This is a genomic window from Achromobacter sp. DMS1, from assembly GCF_001270295.1.
Genome location: NZ_LHSJ01000019.1, coordinates 13,876 through 35,510, shown reverse-complemented (window position 1 = coordinate 35,510; position 21,635 = coordinate 13,876). Strand labels below are relative to the sequence as shown.

Sequence of the window (21,635 nt, the reverse complement as noted above, 5' to 3'; positions counted from 1 at the left end):
TAAGATGGGGGGCAGGCTACGGCGGGCAGGCGGCGCCAGTGCGGCATGGACTTTTTGATCTTTTCGCCCGCCTCGCCACACACGCAAAAAATCTGTGCTATAGTCTCGCTCCCTTGCCGCTGGGCCCGGAAATTGAAGCGGGGCGGTGCGGCAGGGCAAGGCAAGGCGCGGGGTTCTGCGGTGCAGGGGGCCACGTGATTTTTGCAAGGCAGTGCGCAATTCAGGCAGAAGTCGGTTGCGTGGTTTGCAAAAGTTATGCTATAGTCTTGGGCTTGGCTGGTGACGCAGCGTCAGGGTTTACCCGGATGGGTGGTCTGGACTGCGTTGGTGGTCGACCGAACGGTAATGCAAAGGCTGGCGATGCGTGTGAGTCCGATGGGGCCGACGGTTGCGGGTTGCGGGAAGCGGTGTGATCGGCGATGTGTTGGTTGCACGGACTGCAAAAATTGTGTTATCGTGTCGGGCTTGGCGGTTGCCGAAACGTCAGGGTTTACCCGAAGTTGTGGTCGAGGTTGTGATGCCGCGATCGCGATAGGGGCCTGGGGTTTCGGGAGCTGCCGAGGCGGGACCTGAAGGGGTGTCGACGGTTGGGTGGGCGTAGGGCGGTAAGCGACGCTGACTTGACAGACGAAAAAAACTTCTTCATAATCTCGTTTCTCTGCTTTGAACGACGCAGCGAGTTGTTCGGCAGGTGGTAGTAGGCAGTTTGCGGTATTTGCTCTTTAACAATTGAACAACCGATAAGTGTGGGCGCTTGGTGCGTTGCACGACACGGGCTTCGGGCTCGTGGCGCGCAAGAAATCAAGTGCTCACTGAAGTGAAGTACCTTAGATGTCAAGTCTAAGCACATACCTCACTTCCTTTGAGCAAGCGACGTGTTTCCGGCTTAGGCCGGGAGTACGACCAAATATCACAGAGATTGAACTGAAGAGTTTGATCCTGGCTCAGATTGAACGCTAGCGGGATGCCTTACACATGCAAGTCGAACGGCAGCGCGGACTTCGGTCTGGCGGCGAGTGGCGAACGGGTGAGTAATGTATCGGAACGTGCCCAGTAGCGGGGGATAACTACGCGAAAGCGTAGCTAATACCGCATACGCCCTACGGGGGAAAGCGGGGGACCTTCGGGCCTCGCACTATTGGAGCGGCCGATATCGGATTAGCTAGTTGGTGGGGTAACGGCTCACCAAGGCGACGATCCGTAGCTGGTTTGAGAGGACGACCAGCCACACTGGGACTGAGACACGGCCCAGACTCCTACGGGAGGCAGCAGTGGGGAATTTTGGACAATGGGGGCAACCCTGATCCAGCCATCCCGCGTGTGCGATGAAGGCCTTCGGGTTGTAAAGCACTTTTGGCAGGAAAGAAACGGCGCTGGTTAATACCTGGCGCAACTGACGGTACCTGCAGAATAAGCACCGGCTAACTACGTGCCAGCAGCCGCGGTAATACGTAGGGTGCAAGCGTTAATCGGAATTACTGGGCGTAAAGCGTGCGCAGGCGGTTCGGAAAGAAAGATGTGAAATCCCAGGGCTTAACCTTGGAACTGCATTTTTAACTACCGGGCTAGAGTGTGTCAGAGGGAGGTGGAATTCCGCGTGTAGCAGTGAAATGCGTAGATATGCGGAGGAACACCGATGGCGAAGGCAGCCTCCTGGGATAACACTGACGCTCATGCACGAAAGCGTGGGGAGCAAACAGGATTAGATACCCTGGTAGTCCACGCCCTAAACGATGTCAACTAGCTGTTGGGGCCTTCGGGCCTTGGTAGCGCAGCTAACGCGTGAAGTTGACCGCCTGGGGAGTACGGTCGCAAGATTAAAACTCAAAGGAATTGACGGGGACCCGCACAAGCGGTGGATGATGTGGATTAATTCGATGCAACGCGAAAAACCTTACCTACCCTTGACATGTCTGGAATGCCGAAGAGATTTGGCAGTGCTCGCAAGAGAACCGGAACACAGGTGCTGCATGGCTGTCGTCAGCTCGTGTCGTGAGATGTTGGGTTAAGTCCCGCAACGAGCGCAACCCTTGTCATTAGTTGCTACGAAAGGGCACTCTAATGAGACTGCCGGTGACAAACCGGAGGAAGGTGGGGATGACGTCAAGTCCTCATGGCCCTTATGGGTAGGGCTTCACACGTCATACAATGGTCGGGACAGAGGGTTGCCAACCCGCGAGGGGGAGCTAATCCCAGAAACCCGATCGTAGTCCGGATCGCAGTCTGCAACTCGACTGCGTGAAGTCGGAATCGCTAGTAATCGCGGATCAGCATGTCGCGGTGAATACGTTCCCGGGTCTTGTACACACCGCCCGTCACACCATGGGAGTGGGTTTTACCAGAAGTAGTTAGCCTAACCGCAAGGGGGGCGATTACCACGGTAGGATTCATGACTGGGGTGAAGTCGTAACAAGGTAGCCGTATCGGAAGGTGCGGCTGGATCACCTCCTTTCAGAGCGAAGTGCGCGTGTCAAGCGTCCACTCTTATCGGTTGTTTGAAATATAGCTGGGATCGGTTGTGGGCGTAGGTAGAGGGACTCCTCCCTGTGCCGGCAACCCGGACTGCTGATCCGAGAGGGATTTGGGTCTGTAGCTCAGTCGGTTAGAGCACCGTCTTGATAAGGCGGGGGTCGTTGGTTCGAATCCAACCAGACCCACCAGGGATTCTGCGCAGTGCGAGCTGTGTGGGGTAAGGGGGTGTAGCTCAGCTGGGAGAGCGCTGCTTTGCAAGCAGGAAGTCATCGGTTCGATCCCGTTCACCTCCACCATTGCCGGCTGTGGCCGGGGGTGGGCAGGTCTGGGGCCTGGTAGAGGCTAACTCATAGCGCTGTGGTGCATCCGCGGGGTGGTGCAGTGTTATGAGTTGGGTTTTACTCAACAGCTATATTTGTTCTTTAACAATCAGGAAGAAGCACAACAAAGAAAGTATTCACGAGTCGTTTGCGCGAGCGAACGCGGGTGAATACGGGTTGTGATTGCATATATTGTTCCAAGTCTCAAGACTGGGGAGAGATCCCTGGGCTGCTTTGAAACTTATGAACGGCACAAACGCTATACTCAGCGTCCTATAGCCTACAGCGTTATAGGATCAAGCGACTAAGTGCATATGGTGGATGCCTTGGCGATCACAGGCGAAGAAGGACGTGGTAGCCTGCGAAAAGCTGCGGGGAGCTGGCAAACAAGCATTGATCCGCAGATGTCCGAATGGGGAAACCCACTGCGCAAGCAGTATCCCTGGCTGAATACATAGGCCAGCGGAGGCGAACCGGGTGAACTGAAACATCTCAGTAGCTCGAGGAAAAGAAATCAACCGAGATTCCGAAAGTAGTGGCGAGCGAAATCGGAAGAGCCTTTACGATTTAGCGTGTGCGATAGTCGAACGGGATGGAAAGCCCGGCCGTAGCAGGTGATAGCCCTGTAGGCGAAATCGCGCATGTGGAACTAAGCGTAAGAGAAGTAGGGCGGGACACGTGAAATCCTGTTTGAAGATGGGGGGACCATCCTCCAAGGCTAAATACTCGTGATCGACCGATAGTGAACCAGTACCGTGAGGGAAAGGCGAAAAGAACCCCGGAAGGGGAGTGAAATAGATCCTGAAACCGTATGCATACAAACAGTAGGAGCCTCCTTGAGGGGTGACTGCGTACCTTTTGTATAATGGGTCAGCGACTTACATTCAGTGGCGAGGTTAACCGGATAGGGAAGCCGTAGCGAAAGCGAGTCCGAACAGGGCGATTCAGTCGCTGGGTGTAGACCCGAAACCAGATGATCTATCCATGGCCAGGTTGAAGGCACGGTAACACGTGCTGGAGGACCGAACCCACTAATGTTGAAAAATTAGGGGATGAGCTGTGGATAGGGGTGAAAGGCTAAACAAATCTGGAAATAGCTGGTTCTCTCCGAAAACTATTTAGGTAGTGCCTCAAGTATTACTGCGGGGGGTAGAGCACTGTTATGGCTAGGGGGTCATGGCGACTTACCAAACCATGGCAAACTCCGAATACCCGCAAGTAGAGCTTGGGAGACAGAGCACCGGGTGCTAACGTCCGGACTCAAGAGGGAAACAACCCAGACCGCCAGCTAAGGTCCCGAATTATCGCTAAGTGGGAAACGAAGTGGGAAGGCATAGACAGTCAGGAGGTTGGCTTAGAAGCAGCCATCCTTTAAAGAAAGCGTAATAGCTCACTGATCGAGTCGTCCTGCGCGGAAGATGTAACGGGGCTAAGCGATAAACCGAAGCTGCGGGTGTGTACTTTGTACACGCGGTAGGAGAGCGTTCTGTAAGCCTGCGAAGGTGGCTTGTAAAGGCTGCTGGAGGTATCAGAAGTGCGAATGCTGACATGAGTAGCGATAAAGAGGGTGAAAAGCCCTCTCGCCGTAAGTCCAAGGTTTCCTGCGCAACGTTCATCGGCGCAGGGTGAGTCGGCCCCTAAGGCGAGGCAGAGATGCGTAGCTGATGGGAAGCTGGTTAATATTCCAGCACCGTCGTACAGTGCGATGGGGGGACGGATTGCGGAAGATCATCAGGGTGTTGGATGTCCCTGTTGCTGCATCGAAGATGGCGCTTAGGCAAATCCGGGCGCGTGAATCAAGGGTGTGGCGCGAGCGAGCATGAGCTTGCGAAGTGATTGGAAGTGGTTCCAAGAAAAGCCTCTAAGCTTCAGCTGTACGAGACCGTACCGCAAACCGACACAGGTGGACGGGATGAATATTCCAAGGCGCTTGAGAGAACTCAGGAGAAGGAACTCGGCAAATTGATACCGTAACTTCGGGAGAAGGTATACCCCGGTAGTGTGAGGCGCCTGCGCGCTGAGCATGATGGGGTCGCAGAGAATCGGTGGCTGCGACTGTTTATTAAAAACACAGCACTCTGCAAAGACGAAAGTCGACGTATAGGGTGTGACGCCTGCCCGGTGCCGGAAGGTTAAGTGATGGGGTGCAAGCTCTTGATCGAAGCCCCGGTAAACGGCGGCCGTAACTATAACGGTCCTAAGGTAGCGAAATTCCTTGTCGGGTAAGTTCCGACCTGCACGAATGGCGTAACGATGGCCACACTGTCTCCTCCTGAGACTCAGCGAAGTTGAAATGTTTGTGATGATGCAATCTCCCCGCGGCTAGACGGAAAGACCCCATGAACCTTTACTGTAGCTTTGCATTGGACTGTGAACCGGCCTGTGTAGGATAGGTGGGAGGCTTTGAAGCGTGGTCGCCAGATCACGTGGAGCCATCCTTGAAATACCACCCTGGTTTGTTTGCGGTTCTAACCTAGGCCCGTTATCCGGGTCGGGGACAGTGCATGGTGGGCAGTTTGACTGGGGCGGTCTCCTCCCAAAGTGTAACGGAGGAGTTCGAAGGTACGCTAGGTACGGTCGGAAATCGTGCTGATAGTGCAATGGCATAAGCGTGCTTGACTGTGAGACTGACAAGTCGAACAGGTGCGAAAGCAGGACATAGTGATCCGGTGGTTCTGAATGGAAGGGCCATCGCTCAACGGATAAAAGGTACTCTGGGGATAACAGGCTGATACCGCCCAAGAGTTCATATCGACGGCGGTGTTTGGCACCTCGATGTCGGCTCATCTCATCCTGGGGCTGTAGCCGGTCCCAAGGGTATGGCTGTTCGCCATTTAAAGAGGTACGTGAGCTGGGTTTAAAACGTCGTGAGACAGTTTGGTCCCTATCTGCCGTGGGCGTTGGATACTTGACGGAGCCTGCTCCTAGTACGAGAGGACCGGAGTGGACGTACCTCTGGTGTACCGGTTGTCATGCCAATGGCATTGCCGGGTAGCTAAGTACGGAAGAGATAACCGCTGAAGGCATCTAAGCGGGAAACTCGTCTGAAGATTAGGTATCCCGGGGACTTGATCCCCCTGAAGGGTCGTTCGAGACCAGGACGTTGATAGGTCGGGTGTGGAAGCGCAGTAATGCGTTAAGCTAACCGATACTAATTGCCCGTGCGGCTTGATCCTATAACCCTGATGGTTATGAGCGTTGCTGTGTAGCGCGCCGTTCAATGTGCCCGCCGCCTCGTCAGCGGCCAGCACCCTTGGCAAACACAACCCTTGCTGCCGCGCAGCCCGATCGCTGCGCGCAGCCTGTGCTTCTTCCCAGATTGGAGCGGTTGGCCCACAACCCCGGCCGCTCAACCCGTTACGCCTGACGACCATAGCAAGGTGGTACCACTCCTTCCCATCCCGAACAGGACAGTGAAACGCCTTCGCGCCGATGATAGTGGACGCACGTCTGTGAAAGTAGGTCATCGTCAGGCTTTTATCCCTCAAAACCCCGCAGCCCAACCGCTGCGGGGTTTTGTTTTTNTTTACAAGCCACCTTCGCAGGCTTACAGAACGCTCTCCTACCGCGTGTACAAAGTACACACCCGCAGCTTCGGTTTATCGCTTAGCCCCGTTACATCTTCCGCGCAGGACGACTCGATCAGTGAGCTATTACGCTTTCTTTAAAGGATGGCTGCTTCTAAGCCAACCTCCTGACTGTCTATGCCTTCCCACTTCGTTTCCCACTTAGCGATAATTCGGGACCTTAGCTGGCGGTCTGGGTTGTTTCCCTCTTGAGTCCGGACGTTAGCACCCGGTGCTCTGTCTCCCAAGCTCTACTTGCGGGTATTCGGAGTTTGCCATGGTTTGGTAAGTCGCCATGACCCCCTAGCCATAACAGTGCTCTACCCCCCGCAGTAATACTTGAGGCACTACCTAAATAGTTTTCGGAGAGAACCAGCTATTTCCAGATTTGTTTAGCCTTTCACCCCTATCCACAGCTCATCCCCTAATTTTTCAACATTAGTGGGTTCGGTCCTCCAGCACGTGTTACCGTGCCTTCAACCTGGCCATGGATAGATCATCTGGTTTCGGGTCTACACCCAGCGACTGAATCGCCCTGTTCGGACTCGCTTTCGCTACGGCTTCCCTATCCGGTTAACCTCGCCACTGAATGTAAGTCGCTGACCCATTATACAAAAGGTACGCAGTCACCCCTCAAGGAGGCTCCTACTGTTTGTATGCATACGGTTTCAGGATCTATTTCACTCCCCTTCCGGGGTTCTTTTCGCCTTTCCCTCACGGTACTGGTTCACTATCGGTCGATCACGAGTATTTAGCCTTGGAGGATGGTCCCCCCATCTTCAAACAGGATTTCACGTGTCCCGCCCTACTTCTCTTACGCTTAGTTCCACATGCGCGATTTCGCCTACAGGGCTATCACCTGCTACGGCCGGGCTTTCCATCCCGTTCGACTATCGCACACGCTAAATCGTAAAGGCTCTTCCGATTTCGCTCGCCACTACTTTCGGAATCTCGGTTGATTTCTTTTCCTCGAGCTACTGAGATGTTTCAGTTCACCCGGTTCGCCTCCGCTGGCCTATGTATTCAGCCAGGGATACTGCTTGCGCAGTGGGTTTCCCCATTCGGACATCTGCGGATCAATGCTTGTTTGCCAGCTCCCCGCAGCTTTTCGCAGGCTACCACGTCCTTCTTCGCCTGTGATCGCCAAGGCATCCACCATATGCACTTAGTCGCTTGATCCTATAACGCTGTAGGCTATAGGACGCTGAGTATAGCGTTTGTGCCGTTCATAAGTTTCAAAGCAGCCCAGGGATCTCTCCCCAGTCTTGAGACTTGGAACAATATATGCAATCACAACCCGTATTCACCCGCGTTCGCTCGCGCAAACGACTCGTGAATACTTTCTTTGTTGTGCTTCTTCCTGATTGTTAAAGAACAAATATAGCTGTTGAGTAAAACCCAACTCATAACACTGCACCACCCCGCGGATGCACCACAGCGCTATGAGTTAGCCTCTACCAGGCCCCAGACCTGCCCACCCCCGGCCACAGCCGGCAATGGTGGAGGTGAACGGGATCGAACCGATGACTTCCTGCTTGCAAAGCAGGCGCTCTCCCAGCTGAGCTACACCCCCTTACCCCACACAGCTCGCACTGCGCAGAATCCCTGGTGGGTCTGGTTGGATTCGAACCAACGACCCCCGCCTTATCAAGACGGTGCTCTAACCGACTGAGCTACAGACCCAAATCCCTCTCGGATCAGCAGTCCGGGTTGCCGGCACAGGGAGGAGTCCCTCTACCTACGCCCACAACCGATCCCAGCTATATTTCAAACAACCGATAAGAGTGGACGCTTGACACGCGCACTTCGCTCTGAAAGGAGGTGATCCAGCCGCACCTTCCGATACGGCTACCTTGTTACGACTTCACCCCAGTCATGAATCCTACCGTGGTAATCGCCCCCCTTGCGGTTAGGCTAACTACTTCTGGTAAAACCCACTCCCATGGTGTGACGGGCGGTGTGTACAAGACCCGGGAACGTATTCACCGCGACATGCTGATCCGCGATTACTAGCGATTCCGACTTCACGCAGTCGAGTTGCAGACTGCGATCCGGACTACGATCGGGTTTCTGGGATTAGCTCCCCCTCGCGGGTTGGCAACCCTCTGTCCCGACCATTGTATGACGTGTGAAGCCCTACCCATAAGGGCCATGAGGACTTGACGTCATCCCCACCTTCCTCCGGTTTGTCACCGGCAGTCTCATTAGAGTGCCCTTTCGTAGCAACTAATGACAAGGGTTGCGCTCGTTGCGGGACTTAACCCAACATCTCACGACACGAGCTGACGACAGCCATGCAGCACCTGTGTTCCGGTTCTCTTGCGAGCACTGCCAAATCTCTTCGGCATTCCAGACATGTCAAGGGTAGGTAAGGTTTTTCGCGTTGCATCGAATTAATCCACATCATCCACCGCTTGTGCGGGTCCCCGTCAATTCCTTTGAGTTTTAATCTTGCGACCGTACTCCCCAGGCGGTCAACTTCACGCGTTAGCTGCGCTACCAAGGCCCGAAGGCCCCAACAGCTAGTTGACATCGTTTAGGGCGTGGACTACCAGGGTATCTAATCCTGTTTGCTCCCCACGCTTTCGTGCATGAGCGTCAGTGTTATCCCAGGAGGCTGCCTTCGCCATCGGTGTTCCTCCGCATATCTACGCATTTCACTGCTACACGCGGAATTCCACCTCCCTCTGACACACTCTAGCCCGGTAGTTAAAAATGCAGTTCCAAGGTTAAGCCCTGGGATTTCACATCTTTCTTTCCGAACCGCCTGCGCACGCTTTACGCCCAGTAATTCCGATTAACGCTTGCACCCTACGTATTACCGCGGCTGCTGGCACGTAGTTAGCCGGTGCTTATTCTGCAGGTACCGTCAGTTGCGCCAGGTATTAACCAGCGCCGTTTCTTTCCTGCCAAAAGTGCTTTACAACCCGAAGGCCTTCATCGCACACGCGGGATGGCTGGATCAGGGTTGCCCCCATTGTCCAAAATTCCCCACTGCTGCCTCCCGTAGGAGTCTGGGCCGTGTCTCAGTCCCAGTGTGGCTGGTCGTCCTCTCAAACCAGCTACGGATCGTCGCCTTGGTGAGCCGTTACCCCACCAACTAGCTAATCCGATATCGGCCGCTCCAATAGTGCGAGGCCCGAAGGTCCCCCGCTTTCCCCCGTAGGGCGTATGCGGTATTAGCTACGCTTTCGCGTAGTTATCCCCCGCTACTGGGCACGTTCCGATACATTACTCACCCGTTCGCCACTCGCCGCCAGACCGAAGTCCGCGCTGCCGTTCGACTTGCATGTGTAAGGCATCCCGCTAGCGTTCAATCTGAGCCAGGATCAAACTCTTCAGTTCAATCTCTGTGATATTTGGTCGTACTCCCGGCCTAAGCCGGAAACACGTCGCTTGCTCAAAGGAAGTGAGGTATGTGCTTAGACTTGACATCTAAGGTACTTCACTTCAGTGAGCACTTGATTTCTTGCGCGCCACGAGCCCGAAGCCCGTGTCGTGCAACGCACCAAGCGCCCACACTTATCGGTTGTTCAATTGTTAAAGAGCAAATACCGCAAACTGCCTACTACCACCTGCCGAACAACTCGCTGCGTCGTTCAAAGCAGAGAAACGAGATTATGAAGAAGTTTTTTTCGTCTGTCAAGTCAGCGTCGCTTACCGCCCTACGCCCACCCAACCGTCGACACCCCTTCAGGTCCCGCCTCGGCAGCTCCCGAAACCCCAGGCCCCTATCGCGATCGCGGCATCACAACCTCGACCACAACTTCGGGTAAACCCTGACGTTTCGGCAACCGCCAAGCCCGACACGATAACACAATTTTTGCAGTCCGTGCAACCAACACATCGCCGATCACACCGCTTCCCGCAACCCGCAACCGTCGGCCCCATCGGACTCACACGCATCGCCAGCCTTTGCATTACCGTTCGGTCGACCACCAACGCAGTCCAGACCACCCATCCGGGTAAACCCTGACGCTGCGTCACCAGCCAAGCCCAAGACTATAGCATAACTTTTGCAAACCACGCAACCGACTTCTGCCTGAATTGCGCACTGCCTTGCAAAAATCACGTGGCCCCCTGCACCGCAGAACCCCGCGCCTTGCCTTGCCCTGCCGCACCGCCCCGCTTCAATTTCCGGGCCCAGCGGCAAGGGAGCGAGACTATAGCATAGATTTCGGACTTGTCATGCCGGTTTCATGAAAAGCCATTAAATGCCGGCAAACAGATACAGAGATCATGGTGGGATCGCACCCTGTTTTTTTGCCGCGGCCCTTCCCTCGGGGGCCAGGTATCTATATATATACGTAGCGGCCGGGCGTTGCCCGGCCCTTGCGTTTACCATTCGCCTTCCCTGCCAGGAGATGATGCCCCCATGCCCCCCGCCGTGATCGCCCAGAGCGAAGACATCCTGATCAACGTGACCCCGTTCGAGACGCGCGTCGCCCTGGTGGAGCAGGGAGCGGTGCAGGAGCTGCATGTGGAACGCAGTATCCAGCGCGGCCACGTGGGCAATATTTACCTGGGGCGGGTCGTGCGCGTGCTGCCCGGCATGCAGAGCGCATTCATCGATATCGGGCTGGAACGGGCGGCGTTCATCCACATTGCCGACTTGCGCGAGAACCGCGGCGAGCGCAGCCAGGGCCTGCCGCCCACGCCCATCGAAAAGCTGTTGTTCGAGGGCCAGACCCTGATGGTGCAGGTGGTGAAGGATCCGCTGGGCACCAAGGGCGCCCGGCTGTCGACGCAGATCAGCATGGCGGGACGCATGCTGGTGTATCTGCCGCACGATCCGCACATCGGCATTTCGCAGAAGATCGATTCGGAGGCCGAGCGCATCCAGTTGCGCGAGCGCCTGCAGGCGCTGGTGCCGCCCGAGGAAAAAGGCGGCTTCATCGTGCGGACCCAGGCCGAGGGCGCGACGGACGAGGAACTGACGGCCGACCTGGAGTATCTGCGCAAACTGTGGGCCAGCGTGCAGGCGGCCGCCCGCACCCAGCCCGCAGGCGGCGCTGCTGCACCGCGACCTGACGCTGGCGCAGCGCGTGCTGCGCGACATGGTCGGCCCCAACACGAACTCCATTCTGGTGGACTCGCGCACCACCACCACCGCCTTGCGCGAATGGGCGCGCCTGTACACGCCTTCGGTCGTGGACCGCATCGAGCACTACAGCGGCGAGCGGCCGCTGTTCGATACCGCCAACGTGGACGAGGAGATCGCGCGCGCGCTGTCGCGGCGCGTGGACCTCAAGTCCGGCGGATATCTCATCATCGACCAGACCGAGGCGCTGACCACCGTGGACGTGAACACGGGCGGCTTCGTGGGCGGCCGGAATTTCGACGACACGATCTTCAAGACCAATCTGGAAGCCGCGCAGGCCATTGCGCGGCAACTGCGGCTGCGCAACCTGGGCGGCATCGTCATTCTCGATTTCATCGACATGGAAGATCCCGAACACCGGGAAACCGTGCTGGGAGAGCTGAAGAAGGCGCTCGCGCGCGACCGCACGCGCATGACGGTCAACGGGTTCACGCAACTCGGCCTGGTGGAAATGACGCGCAAGCGCACGCGCGATTCGCTCGCGCACCAGCTCTGCGAGCCCTGCCCCATGTGCGAAGCGCGCGGCACGGTGCGCACGCCGCGCACCGTCTGCTATGAAATCCTGCGGGAGATCCTGCGCGAGGCGCGCCAGTTCAACCCCAAGGAATTCCGCATCCTGGCGTCGCAGCAGGTGGTGGACCTGTTCCTGGAAGAAGAAAGCCAGCATCTGGCCATGCTGGGCGATTTCGTCGGCAAGCGGATATCGCTCGAAGTCGAGGGCGGCTATACGCAGGAACAGTACGACATAATCTTGATCTAGTATTCTGGACTTCTCACCACTTATCAGCTCCCCCTGGAAAGCCGCATAAACACTTGCGGCTTTCTTTCTGGACCTCTCACGCGTTATCCTCCCATCTCGCAAAAAAGGGTAGCTAAGTGGGTAGCTATGCACGTAAGCTACCCAAATCGAGGGAGTCATGGCGACAAAGCGAGTACTGCAAGGCCTGCTAACAGACGTCCAGATCAAGGCCTGGATCCGCGCCGGCGCGCCGCTCGCCAAATCAGACGGCGGCGGCCTGACCTTCACCTTGTCGAAAGCCGGAACGGCTACATGGGTGCTGCGATATCGGATGCCCGGCCGCCGTTGCGAGGTCACCATCGGCAACTACCCGGATATCACCCTGGCCGAAGCGCGAAAGGAGGCTGGCCAGCTGCGCGCCATGATTGACGCCGGCAAAGACCCAGCAGCGGAGAAGCGCAAGGCCAAGCAGAAGGCCAAGGCCGCCAAGCCCATAAAGTGGCTGATAGAGGACTACGAAAAGAAGGTCCTTCGGCACCTATCGCGCTCGACGAACCGTACCTACAAGCGCCAACTGGAACGGATCGACAAAGAATGGGGGTCGCGGTCAGCAGAGGAGATCAACCACGCCGACGTCATTGAGCTGATCAGCAAAACGAAGGGAACGTTCAAGACCCATGAGTCGGGATGGCGCGAGACGGAAACCCTGTACATCGTCATCAGGGAGGTGTTCAAGCATGCCGCCGGCCAGCACATCATACAGGTCAACCCAGGGCTGGGTATCAGCCTGGAGGCGGTAATCGGGAAGCGACCGAAGGCCAAAGTGCGCCTGATGCTCACCGATGATGAGCTGGCCGAACTCATGCATGCCAAGATGAACCGGCAGAACCAGCTGAGCGTGTGGATCATCGCGGCAACCTGCGTGCGCGTGTCAGAGTTCAGCACCGCTCTACGACATAACATCAGGACCGACGAACTAACGATAAAGCGGCTGGGCGCCGGGCTGTGGCATATCCCTGAGTCGAAGACCGGGCCGGCCATAGACATCCCCCTGGCCCCCCCGGTGGTCGAATGGTTCCGAGAACTGGATAGCCTCGCCCTTGGTTCCCGGTACATTGTGCCGCGCGCTCGGTGGCCAGGCTCAAGACGCACGGCGGAGACGCGCCCATTGGAAAGGACGGCGTGTGGGGAGCCATCAACTACTGGATCCAGAACCACCAGCCCAACATCCGGCGATTCACCCCGCACGATCTGCGCTCCACGGCGAAATCGCATATGCGGGCGCTTGGTGTAAGCCGAGACATTTCTGAAATGTGCCTGAACCATAAGCTCACGGGCGTCGAGGGGATCTACGATCAGTACAGCTACTGGAAGGAGCGATGCGACGCACTCACGCGCTGGGCAGACCATTTGGTGAAGTGTCAGGGCTCCGACGGCGGTGCAGTGGTGCAAGCCAGGAACGCTCAAGCACGGTTGCGTTCTCTGGCGTAGCCCGCCGAGTTTGGTCCCGTTGATTTGTCCACACAGTCGCGTAGTCACGAGTGACACCCTTGGCATGCCCGTAACCGTCTGAATCAAAACTTCGGCGGCGCGCTCTTCGCGCCCCGTGGATAACACAGCAGCAACGCTGCACACCCCTTCCCAACGCCGGCCGCTCCCCTGGCGGCATTCCTGCCCCCCCGCGGGCAACCCAGGATTTTCCCATGAGGCATCCACACGTGGCGGGCGCGCGCGCGCCCCGCAGCTTTGACGCGCCCTATGAATTCCCCTCCACCGCCCGCGCCGCCCGGCACGCCGCCCGGCTCTGGTTCCAGACGGAAACCGAGCTGACGGCCGCTCAGTTCCGGGACGAGCGTTTCCGGGAGCACTGCGCCGGTCGCAAAGACAGCCAGGTGGAGTACCGGATCCGCCGGGCGGCGTTTCACCGGGCATTCGCCGAGGCCATCGGACATATCGTCGTGGAGGAGGGCCGATTCCATGCGGCAACTGCTTGAATGCCCGGTAACTTTTCGCCTGTCTGCCGATGCTCATCGCCGGTACGAGGCAGCCGCCAAACACTCAGGCATGAGCCTGTCGCAGTATCTACGAGCTCGGCTGGAAACTGAAGACACGGTCGCGGACCAGGTGGCGCAGCTCCGGCTGACCCTGCTGGATGCAGGGCCAGACGCGGCCCAGCCTGAACGCGCCGGCACGGCACCGATTCTCACGGAGCTTCTGCTGCTGGCACGCCGCGCAGCCGCGCCGGGCGATCTGCGAGCTGTCCACGCCGAACTCGAACGCCAGGGCGTCCGCCCTTGGACCCCTGACCGGCACCAGGAGCTGCCGGAATAACCGCCTGGCCAGTCCGGCCGACATATCCCTGGAGTAATCATGCAAGCCAAAATTCTGGCCACCGCCTTCACGGTGGCCTGCCTTCTCTCGGCCTGCGGTTTTGTGCCGCCGGCCCCTCCGATGCCCGACGACAGCAATCGGGTGGCCATTAATCACGGCGATCCGCGCAAGACGCAGGACGCGGACAAGTTCGCCTCGGCCCCCGCACCTGCCGAGCCGGTCAAGATTGCGCTCGACCAGACCGCCCAGGCGAGTCCATCGGCCACCTCGCCTGTGCCGGCGGCTTCCACACCCGTCTCCGGCAAGCCGCAGCCCCCTGCGATCCCTGTGCCGCCGGCACCGCCCAAACCGCATACGCCGGCCGCCGCTCCTGCGACCTCCGACAAAGCACTCGCCACCGCGCCGACCGACGCCGTCCAACCGATGGCTGAAACGAACGCGCCCATCGTGGCCAGCTCTGCTCTCGTTCCGACGACAGACGCCCTAGCGAGCCTTCCGACGAGTGCCGACAGCACGCCGGTGCCGCCTTCGGCACCGGAGCCCGCACCGCAACCGATCGTCGTCAAGGAGGTCTGGCACCTCAGTCCCGATGACGGCACGGTTCGCCAGGCTCTGACGCGCTGGGCGGCCAAGGCGGGTTGGACCTTCGGTCCCGATCAGTGGGAACTCAACTTCGACCTTCCCATCCAGGCACCGGCAGAGTTCGAAGCCGAATCGTTCCAGGAAGCCACCCAGGCGCTTTCGCAGGCCATTGCCATGACCGAATCGCCCGTGCGGCCATGTTTCTATGCCAATCGCGTGCTGCGTGTAATCCCGTTCACCCGCAGCTGCAACCGCGCCCCAGCCGCAACGCTGCAACCCTGAGCGCGGCCCCCCAAAACAGGAATCCCCAATGACCGCTTATCGCAAAGTGGCGGCCTCGCTCGCGCTCCTCGTGCTAGCCGGCTGCTCCGCCCTCCAGGCCACCGATCGCATCGCCGAGCGCGCGGATTCCGCCCGCTCCAGCAGCCACGAGAAACTCGATGCGTTCAGGGAGCAGGTGCGTGACCCGGAGCGCGCCAAAGGCCAGACCGTCGACCTTCCCTGGGTTGCAGGCCGGCCCCAACCGCTGGCCCGGGAAGTCTCCTTGCCGCCCGCACTGCGTGCCAACGTCAACACCACCCTGCTGTTCGAAGGCGGCGCCACCGACCTGAGCACCCTGGCTGAACGGATCCAGCTCGCCACCGGCATCCCGACCCAAGTCGCGCCTGATGCGTTGCTGCCGCGGGAGTACTTCCTGCCGCGCCTTGGCTCCGACCAGATGGCGATCACTGCCCGCGAGCTCGCCCCGGCCACCGCCGACACGCTCGTTCCTGCCCTGGTCCCCGAGACCGGCGTGGACCGCATCGCCGGCCCCGCTCTGCCCCCGGGGGTGGCACGCACGAAGATGGAGCCCTTGCCGGCAGGCAAGGCCCCGCTCTCCACAATCCTGGACTCCGTCGCGCTGCGCCTGGGCGTCTACTGGCGCTATGACGACAAGGTCGGTGCGATCCGGTTTTACCGAACCGAAACGCGCACGTTTTACGTCAAGGCCCTGGAGCTGACCGGGGAGACCAGCCTTGAATTGGGCCTGTCCGGCAAGAGCGGCTCGCAAGGCAATGATGGACAGTTCGCCTCGCAGAACCGGTCGAAATACTCGACCGCAGGGCAAACACCGCCGGCCGAAGCGGTGTTGACGAAGGTGAGCCAGTACCTGACGCGGGCCGGGGTGGTCAAAGCGGCCGCCGGCGCGGCCAACAGCATCGTCGTCACCGACACGAAGGACGCACTCGATGCCGTGGCCCAATTCCTGGAAGCCGAGAACCGAATCATGTCGCGCAGCGTGCGGATGCTGTTCGAGGAAATCACGGTCCAACTCGACCAGACCAGCCAGGCAGCCCTGGACTGGCACCTGATTTACAACAGCCTGGGCCGAGGAAACGCTGCGGCGGGCGACGCGCCTGGTGCCCTGCTGGACGGCACCAAAGCGGCCGGCTCCCTCGGAGGCACTGTGGGAAGTGGACCGTTTGCCGGATCCAAGCTGCTCATGAGTGCGCTGAATGAGATGGGCACGGTCGTGCGGCACACGAGCATTCCGATTCTGGCCTCCAATCTCCGACCCGCCACTGTGGCGGTGCGGCAGAACATTCCATACGTGAAGGATCTGCAGCAGACACAGAGCTACTCGGACGCGTCGGGCCCGACCGTAAGCGTTACCCAGGACGAGAAGACAGTTGGCACCTTCCTCACGGTGGTGCCGAACGCCCAGGATGATGGTCGCGTGCAGCTCACCGTCTCGTACGACGACACACGGATGATCGGCGCACTGCAGAAGCTGGAATTCGGCTCGCCGGATTACCCCTCCTTCGTGCAGCAGGCCAACATCGGCGGTCAGGGCGCGATCCAGCAGGTTGAGCTTCGCCCTGGACAGCCGGCCCTCATCGGTGGGTTCGAGCAGTCCGCCGGCACCAGCACGCGCCGCCGATTGGACGACAAAGCGCCGATCGCCCTCGGCGGATCGGACGCCGCGCAGGATAAGAAGCAGATCACGCTGCTTCTGATGACTGCCATTCCCGAAGAAGGATATTGATCGTGGCAAGGCAACAGCGCTATCAAACCATCCCCATCGCCGGCACGCACAATGCGCTCGTGGTCGGCATGAGCTGGCAGGCGGTGCTGGGCCAGGATCTCACCGCCGCGGCCATGAAGGCCGCGCACCAGGCCGGCGCCACCCATTTCACGCAGGCGGGCCCGCGCAGCCTCGTGGTCGGTCTGCTGATCGCCCAGGGCCGCGACCGTCGGGCCAAGGCAAAAACCCGCCTGTACTCGGCGGCCGCCGCCTTCGCCCAACTGTACAGGCACGGCACGCACATCGCGTTCGCCGAACTGCCGCAGGGCGGCTTCTGGATCACCGTCGCCGTCGATGGCACGGTACAGACAGGCGGCGACCGGATACTGCCGGATGCCGATGCGGCAAATCAGGCGCTGGAAGGTCTACTGCAGCGTTACCGGGACGCCGTCCTGCACGGCACGGACCGACCGGGTGCTGCACCCTTCCAGTTCAATCAGCTGGCAAGCCAAGCCAACACACAATCGTCGTTGCGCAGAGCGGCATTCCGGCTGTCCATGATTTCGCCCATGTGGTGGGTCGTGTTCGGATTGATCCTCGCGTATGTCGCGTGGGACACCGTCCAGACCTGGTGGCAAGAGAAACAGGCCCAAGAACGTCAGCGGCTTGAAGCGATGCGTACCGCAGTCGATGCGCATGCGCTTTGGAAGCAGGCGCTGGACAGCTGGGCGCGAAGCACCAAAGCGGATGGAGAGGCCGGCCTGAACCGCCTGTTGAACGCGGTGGCGGATGTCCCCGTGAACCCGGGGCGGTGGCAATTGGCCGAAGCGTCCTGCCAGCCTGCTGCGGGCTCGTGCTCCGCCGAGTACGTGCGAGGCCTGCTGGCAGATAACAACTCGCTCAGGGCCGCGCTGCCTGTCTCCTGGAAGGTGTCCTTCCCCACACTGGGCACGGCCAAGGCCAGCTGGCCCATGGATGAGACAAGAACCACCAAGCCCTTGGCGCTGGCCGCAGTGCCCGTCGCCGGTGATCTGGACCGCATCTGGATTCCCAGCTGGCAGGCCCTCAGTCCCGCGCTGCAGGATGTGAAGCTCGACCCCCCGAAGGCCGTGCCGATCCGGGTGCCCAACATCCAGTTACCCAATGGCCTGGAACAGCCCGTACCACTGCCTGCGGACATGACGGTCCCGGCCATGCGCAGCTTCACGATCAATGCACCGTTGCGCTCGTTCTATGGCCTCGCGCTGCCCGATAGCACCGCGCTGACACAGTTGCAGGTGCGTTACCAGCCGGACACGCAGCCCAAGCTCACCGCGAGCAGCTTTGCTGCCACGCTTGAAGGAGTTCTTTATGTTCAACCCCGTTAGTTCGGGATTCGTCCGCCTGTCAGCGGTCTTTGGGCTGCTGGCTGCCCCTGTTCTGCCGATGACCACCTCCGCTGAATCCATCAACCTGCAGGTCGTTCCGGCCCCGCCGCCGGCGCCGCCGGCGCACCTGGTCCGGGAGCTGCTGGAGGAAGACGCACGACGGGCTCTGGCCAATGAGCGGCTTGCCCAGGGCCATGCCGCCAGCACCAGAGCCAGCGTCTCCGCCACGAACCAACTGCAGGTAACGACAGCAGCTCCTGATTCCAATCCCGGCGACGCCAGTGAGCCTGTCGAGCCGCCGAAGCCGCGGCCACGGGCGGCGCGCCTCAAGGGCATCGTCGGCGTGGGCGGAAGTATCTCGGCCATCGTCGACGTCGATGGTCGCGACGTAATGTACCGAGCCGGCCAGCGCCTTCCGGCCATGGGCCACGATCCAGGCCTGCGCCTGGTGAAGATCGCAACCCCGTGCGCCATCTTCATTGACAACCGTCACGAAACCGAAAAGCAGACGCAGATTTCCGTGTGCTTGAACGAGGTTCACCCATGAGATCGCTGGTTGAATGGTTCCGCCAGCTGGCCCCGCGCCTGCTGGCCGAAGGCAGCCCTACCACCGCCGAAGCCGAAACGCCTTTGATTCACGACCCCGCAGACCTGGACGTTCGCCCGCCCGATGAGCCGCGCGGCGACCTGGGCACGATGAAGGACATCGCAGATCTGCATCCGCGTTTCCGGGCGCTCAAGGTCGACTGGTCCGGTCCCGACGCCGCGATCATTGCCTGCGTCGCCGAGCTGGAGGGTGACCAGTACGCCGTATTCGTTAAGCGCGGCCAACTGGATTCCGATATCTTCCGGGCCGTGCTGGAACGTGCCAAACATGCCGACCGGCACGGCCGTGGTGTCGTCATCTACACGGTGGCACCCGTCGTGCTCCTCACCCTCGTGCGCGAGCGATTGGGAGCCAAAGACCTCGCTGCCAAGCTGGTGACCGAAGGCGGTCGGTCCGCAGTCCGCACTGGCCTTCACGACTTGATCGCCTGGCAAATTCGCAACGGCGCCAGCGACCTCCACTTGAACATCGACATGACGAGCACGCTGTCCAAGGTGAGCGCGACGATCGACGGTCAGTACGTCACGCCGGCCCATCTCGTGATGCCCACCGATCGGATGCTGGAAATGGCCCACGTAGGCTGGCAAGACGTCTCCGGCGGCAATGGTGCGGTGTTCAGCACCAAGGTCGAGCAGCAGGGACGATTCTACGAGGTGATCGATGACCGCAATTACCTGTTGCGCTGGGGATCGTTCGTCGCTGACACCGGACCGTCCATTACCATCCGCGCCCTTGACCTCGATGCCAAGGTCGAATCGGTCGATTTCGCCAGCCTCGGATTCCTGCCGTCGCAGGTCGAACAGCTCGAGCGGGCGATGCAGAGCCTGGGTGGCGCCATCGTCATAGGCGGCGTACCGGGCTCCGGCAAAACGACCACCATCGGTCAGCTGATCGTGCGACTGCCCCCCACTCGCAAGAAAATGTCCATCGAAGATCCGGCCGAACAGCGGTTCCCCGGCGCACTACAGGCCAGCCTGTCCCGCAGCCACACCGACGCAGACAAGGAAGCATTTCAGGCCAAGCTGATGGCGCTCAAGAGGGCCGCCGCAAGCGACGTGTTCCTCGGGGAAATCCGGGACACGCTGACTGGCCAGGCATTTCAGGACATCACCCAGGCCGGATCGAGTTGCTATACGACGCTGCACGTGGGCGGTGCGCTCAGCATCCCGCAGCGCTTGGCATCCGTGCAGATCGGCATACCTTGGGATGTACTCGGATCCCCCCGCTTCCTGAAGCTTCTGGCTCACCAAACGCTCCTGCCGGTGCTGTGCGAGTGCGCGTTGCCGGCAAACGCCCTTTTCTCGGGAGCGGCGGACCCCATCGGGGTGCAACGGTCGGGAGATTGGTGGAGACGATACATGGCTCGCATAGAGCGACTCTACCGGATCGGCCACGACAGCATTCGCATACGGAACCCTGAAGGCTGCGCGCATTGCCGGCAAAAGGCGATTCCAGAGCTGTATGGCTATGCCGGTCGGACGGTTGTGGCCGAGATCTTCGAGCCGGGCGTGGATCCCGAGGCCCTGCGCGCCATTTCGCACGGAGATGAACTGCGGCTGCTGCAGATTTTCCAGGCGCAACGCACCGCGGCCTACGACGATCCCAACATGCATGGCAAGACCGCAATGGAATGCGCCGTTTACAAGATGAGCCAGGGGGCCATCGATCCGCGCGACCTCGAGCAGCATTTTGTGGCCTTCGCCACCCTGGACATGGAAAAGGCGCCATGAGATCTCTCCTTGGGCGGCTGCGCGTAAAGCTGGCAGCCAATCAGTTCGCTAAGCATCGAGCGGACTGGTACGACTACCTCGCGGACATGATCGCGGACAGTGCCGGACAGCGGACCCTGCTGCGCATGTTCGAAGCTGACGCCCGCCGCTACGGTCCGCGAACGGCCCGCGGCTTCCTGTCTGCGCGCTGGGCGTTCAATCTGGCCGATGGCGGCGAGCTTGGACAGGCGACCCTGGGCACGCTGCCGCAGCGGGAAGTCGCTGAAATCGCGGCACTTCAGCACAGAGGGGATGCCATTCTCGTCGAAGGCCTGCGGGACATCGCCGCGCTGGTACGCCTGACAAGAACCCTCGCCGATATTCTCAAGTGGACGCTGCTGGCCGGTGTGGTTTCGCTGATCGTGTTCTGGCTCGTGGCCATGGTCGTGGTTCCCTATGTGTCGGCGCCAGAACTGCTGGCGGCCTTCCCGCCCGTGGATCAACGGTTCTACGGACCGTTTGCACGGTCGTTCTTCGCTTATGCGGAGTGGGTTCGAGAACACGGCATCATCTTGTGGCTCCTGTCGGCGGGACTTGTCATCGCTCTGCCTCTGTCCTTTCCGCACTGGGACGGCAGGATCCGACGATGGCTCGACACCTGGGGGGTATACCGCTTGTACCGTCTCCCGCCCCGCCCGCGTACGGCCGCCGTCCTGGCGGCCGTTTTCGTTTCAGTCACGCGCCAGCGTGGCGGCTCTATACTGGCGGGCCAGGCTCGCGCAACCGCGGGCGGCGCAGGATTCCAATAACCCCCCACCGGCCCGAGACAGGCCGGC

The 21,635-nt window shown here is 59.8% G+C and carries 9 protein-coding genes, 4 tRNA genes, 3 rRNA genes, 1 pseudogene and 1 other annotated feature; of the genes and pseudogenes, 14 read left to right on the top strand and 3 right to left on the bottom strand.

All coding sequences use genetic code 11. From position 1 onward, the window contains the following. Positions 1 to 921: 921 nt before the first annotated feature. The 4 genes from AD428_RS04000 to AD428_RS03985 all read left to right on the top strand — a co-directional run bounded on the left by AD428_RS04000 (position 922) and on the right by AD428_RS03985 (position 5,968). Positions 922 to 2,452: ribosomal RNA gene (locus AD428_RS04000) — 16S ribosomal RNA — on the top strand. Between the two features lie 131 nt (positions 2,453 to 2,583). Beyond that, positions 2,584 to 2,660 (top strand) — tRNA-Ile (locus AD428_RS03995). Between the two features lie 33 nt (positions 2,661 to 2,693). Then, positions 2,694 to 2,768, top strand: a tRNA-Ala gene (locus tag AD428_RS03990). Positions 2,769 to 3,086: 318 nt separating this feature from the next. Continuing rightward, positions 3,087 to 5,968: ribosomal RNA gene (locus AD428_RS03985) — 23S ribosomal RNA — on the top strand. 186 nt (positions 5,969 to 6,154) lie between these two features. After that, positions 6,155 to 7,537, bottom strand: a sequence feature (most likely nonfunctional fraction of RNA operon). 318 nt (positions 7,538 to 7,855) lie between these two features. Here AD428_RS03985 and AD428_RS03975 read toward each other — a convergent pair. From AD428_RS03975 to AD428_RS03965, 3 genes are all read right to left on the bottom strand, one after another. After that, a tRNA-Ala gene (locus tag AD428_RS03975) sits at positions 7,856 to 7,931 on the bottom strand. 33 nt (positions 7,932 to 7,964) lie between these two features. Then, positions 7,965 to 8,041: transfer RNA gene (locus AD428_RS03970), tRNA-Ile, on the bottom strand. 131 nt (positions 8,042 to 8,172) lie between these two features. After that, positions 8,173 to 9,703: ribosomal RNA gene (locus tag AD428_RS03965) — 16S ribosomal RNA — on the bottom strand. Between the two features lie 1,030 nt (positions 9,704 to 10,733). Here AD428_RS03965 and rng point away from each other — a divergent pair. From rng to AD428_RS03915, 10 genes and pseudogenes are all read left to right on the top strand, one after another. Continuing rightward, positions 10,734 to 12,219 (top strand): annotated as a pseudogene (gene rng, locus AD428_RS03960) (ribonuclease G). A 157-nt stretch (positions 12,220 to 12,376) separates the two neighbouring features. Continuing rightward, a complete protein-coding gene (locus AD428_RS03955; protein ID WP_369798663.1) occupies positions 12,377 to 13,492 on the top strand; it encodes a tyrosine-type recombinase/integrase in 1,116 nt (371 codons plus the stop codon). Positions 13,493 to 13,901: 409 nt separating this feature from the next. Then, positions 13,902 to 14,192: a hypothetical protein gene (locus tag AD428_RS03950; RefSeq protein ID WP_152967943.1), complete on the top strand. Its 291-nt coding sequence runs from the start codon at positions 13,902 to 13,904 to the stop codon at positions 14,190 to 14,192. Continuing rightward, positions 14,176 to 14,529, top strand: coding sequence for a hypothetical protein (locus AD428_RS24330; protein ID WP_235488640.1), 354 nt, complete (start codon positions 14,176 to 14,178; stop codon positions 14,527 to 14,529). The genes AD428_RS03950 and AD428_RS24330 overlap by 17 nt, the downstream gene beginning before the upstream one ends. Before the next feature lie 39 nt (positions 14,530 to 14,568). Then, on the top strand, positions 14,569 to 15,393 hold the full coding sequence (locus AD428_RS03940; RefSeq protein WP_053243759.1) for a toxin co-regulated pilus biosynthesis Q family protein: 825 nt from the start codon (positions 14,569 to 14,571) through the stop codon (positions 15,391 to 15,393). 28 nt (positions 15,394 to 15,421) lie between these two features. Further along, positions 15,422 to 17,137 (top strand): hypothetical protein, encoded by a 1,716-nt coding sequence (locus AD428_RS03935; protein WP_053243760.1) that lies wholly within the window; start codon positions 15,422 to 15,424, stop codon positions 17,135 to 17,137. A 2-nt stretch (positions 17,138 to 17,139) separates the two neighbouring features. Next, complete coding sequence (locus AD428_RS03930; protein ID WP_053243761.1) at positions 17,140 to 18,483, top strand: hypothetical protein; 1,344 nt, start codon at positions 17,140 to 17,142, stop codon at positions 18,481 to 18,483. Continuing rightward, positions 18,467 to 19,030: a hypothetical protein gene (locus tag AD428_RS03925; protein ID WP_053243762.1), complete on the top strand. Its 564-nt coding sequence runs from the start codon at positions 18,467 to 18,469 to the stop codon at positions 19,028 to 19,030. The genes AD428_RS03930 and AD428_RS03925 overlap by 17 nt, the downstream gene beginning before the upstream one ends. Next, positions 19,027 to 20,820 (top strand): ATPase, T2SS/T4P/T4SS family, encoded by a 1,794-nt coding sequence (locus AD428_RS03920; protein WP_053243763.1) that lies wholly within the window; start codon positions 19,027 to 19,029, stop codon positions 20,818 to 20,820. The genes AD428_RS03925 and AD428_RS03920 overlap by 4 nt, the downstream gene beginning before the upstream one ends. Beyond that, positions 20,817 to 21,608, top strand: a complete 792-nt coding sequence (locus AD428_RS03915) for a hypothetical protein (protein ID WP_053244260.1) — start codon at positions 20,817 to 20,819, stop codon at positions 21,606 to 21,608. The genes AD428_RS03920 and AD428_RS03915 overlap by 4 nt, the downstream gene beginning before the upstream one ends. Positions 21,609 to 21,635 lie beyond the last annotated feature (27 nt).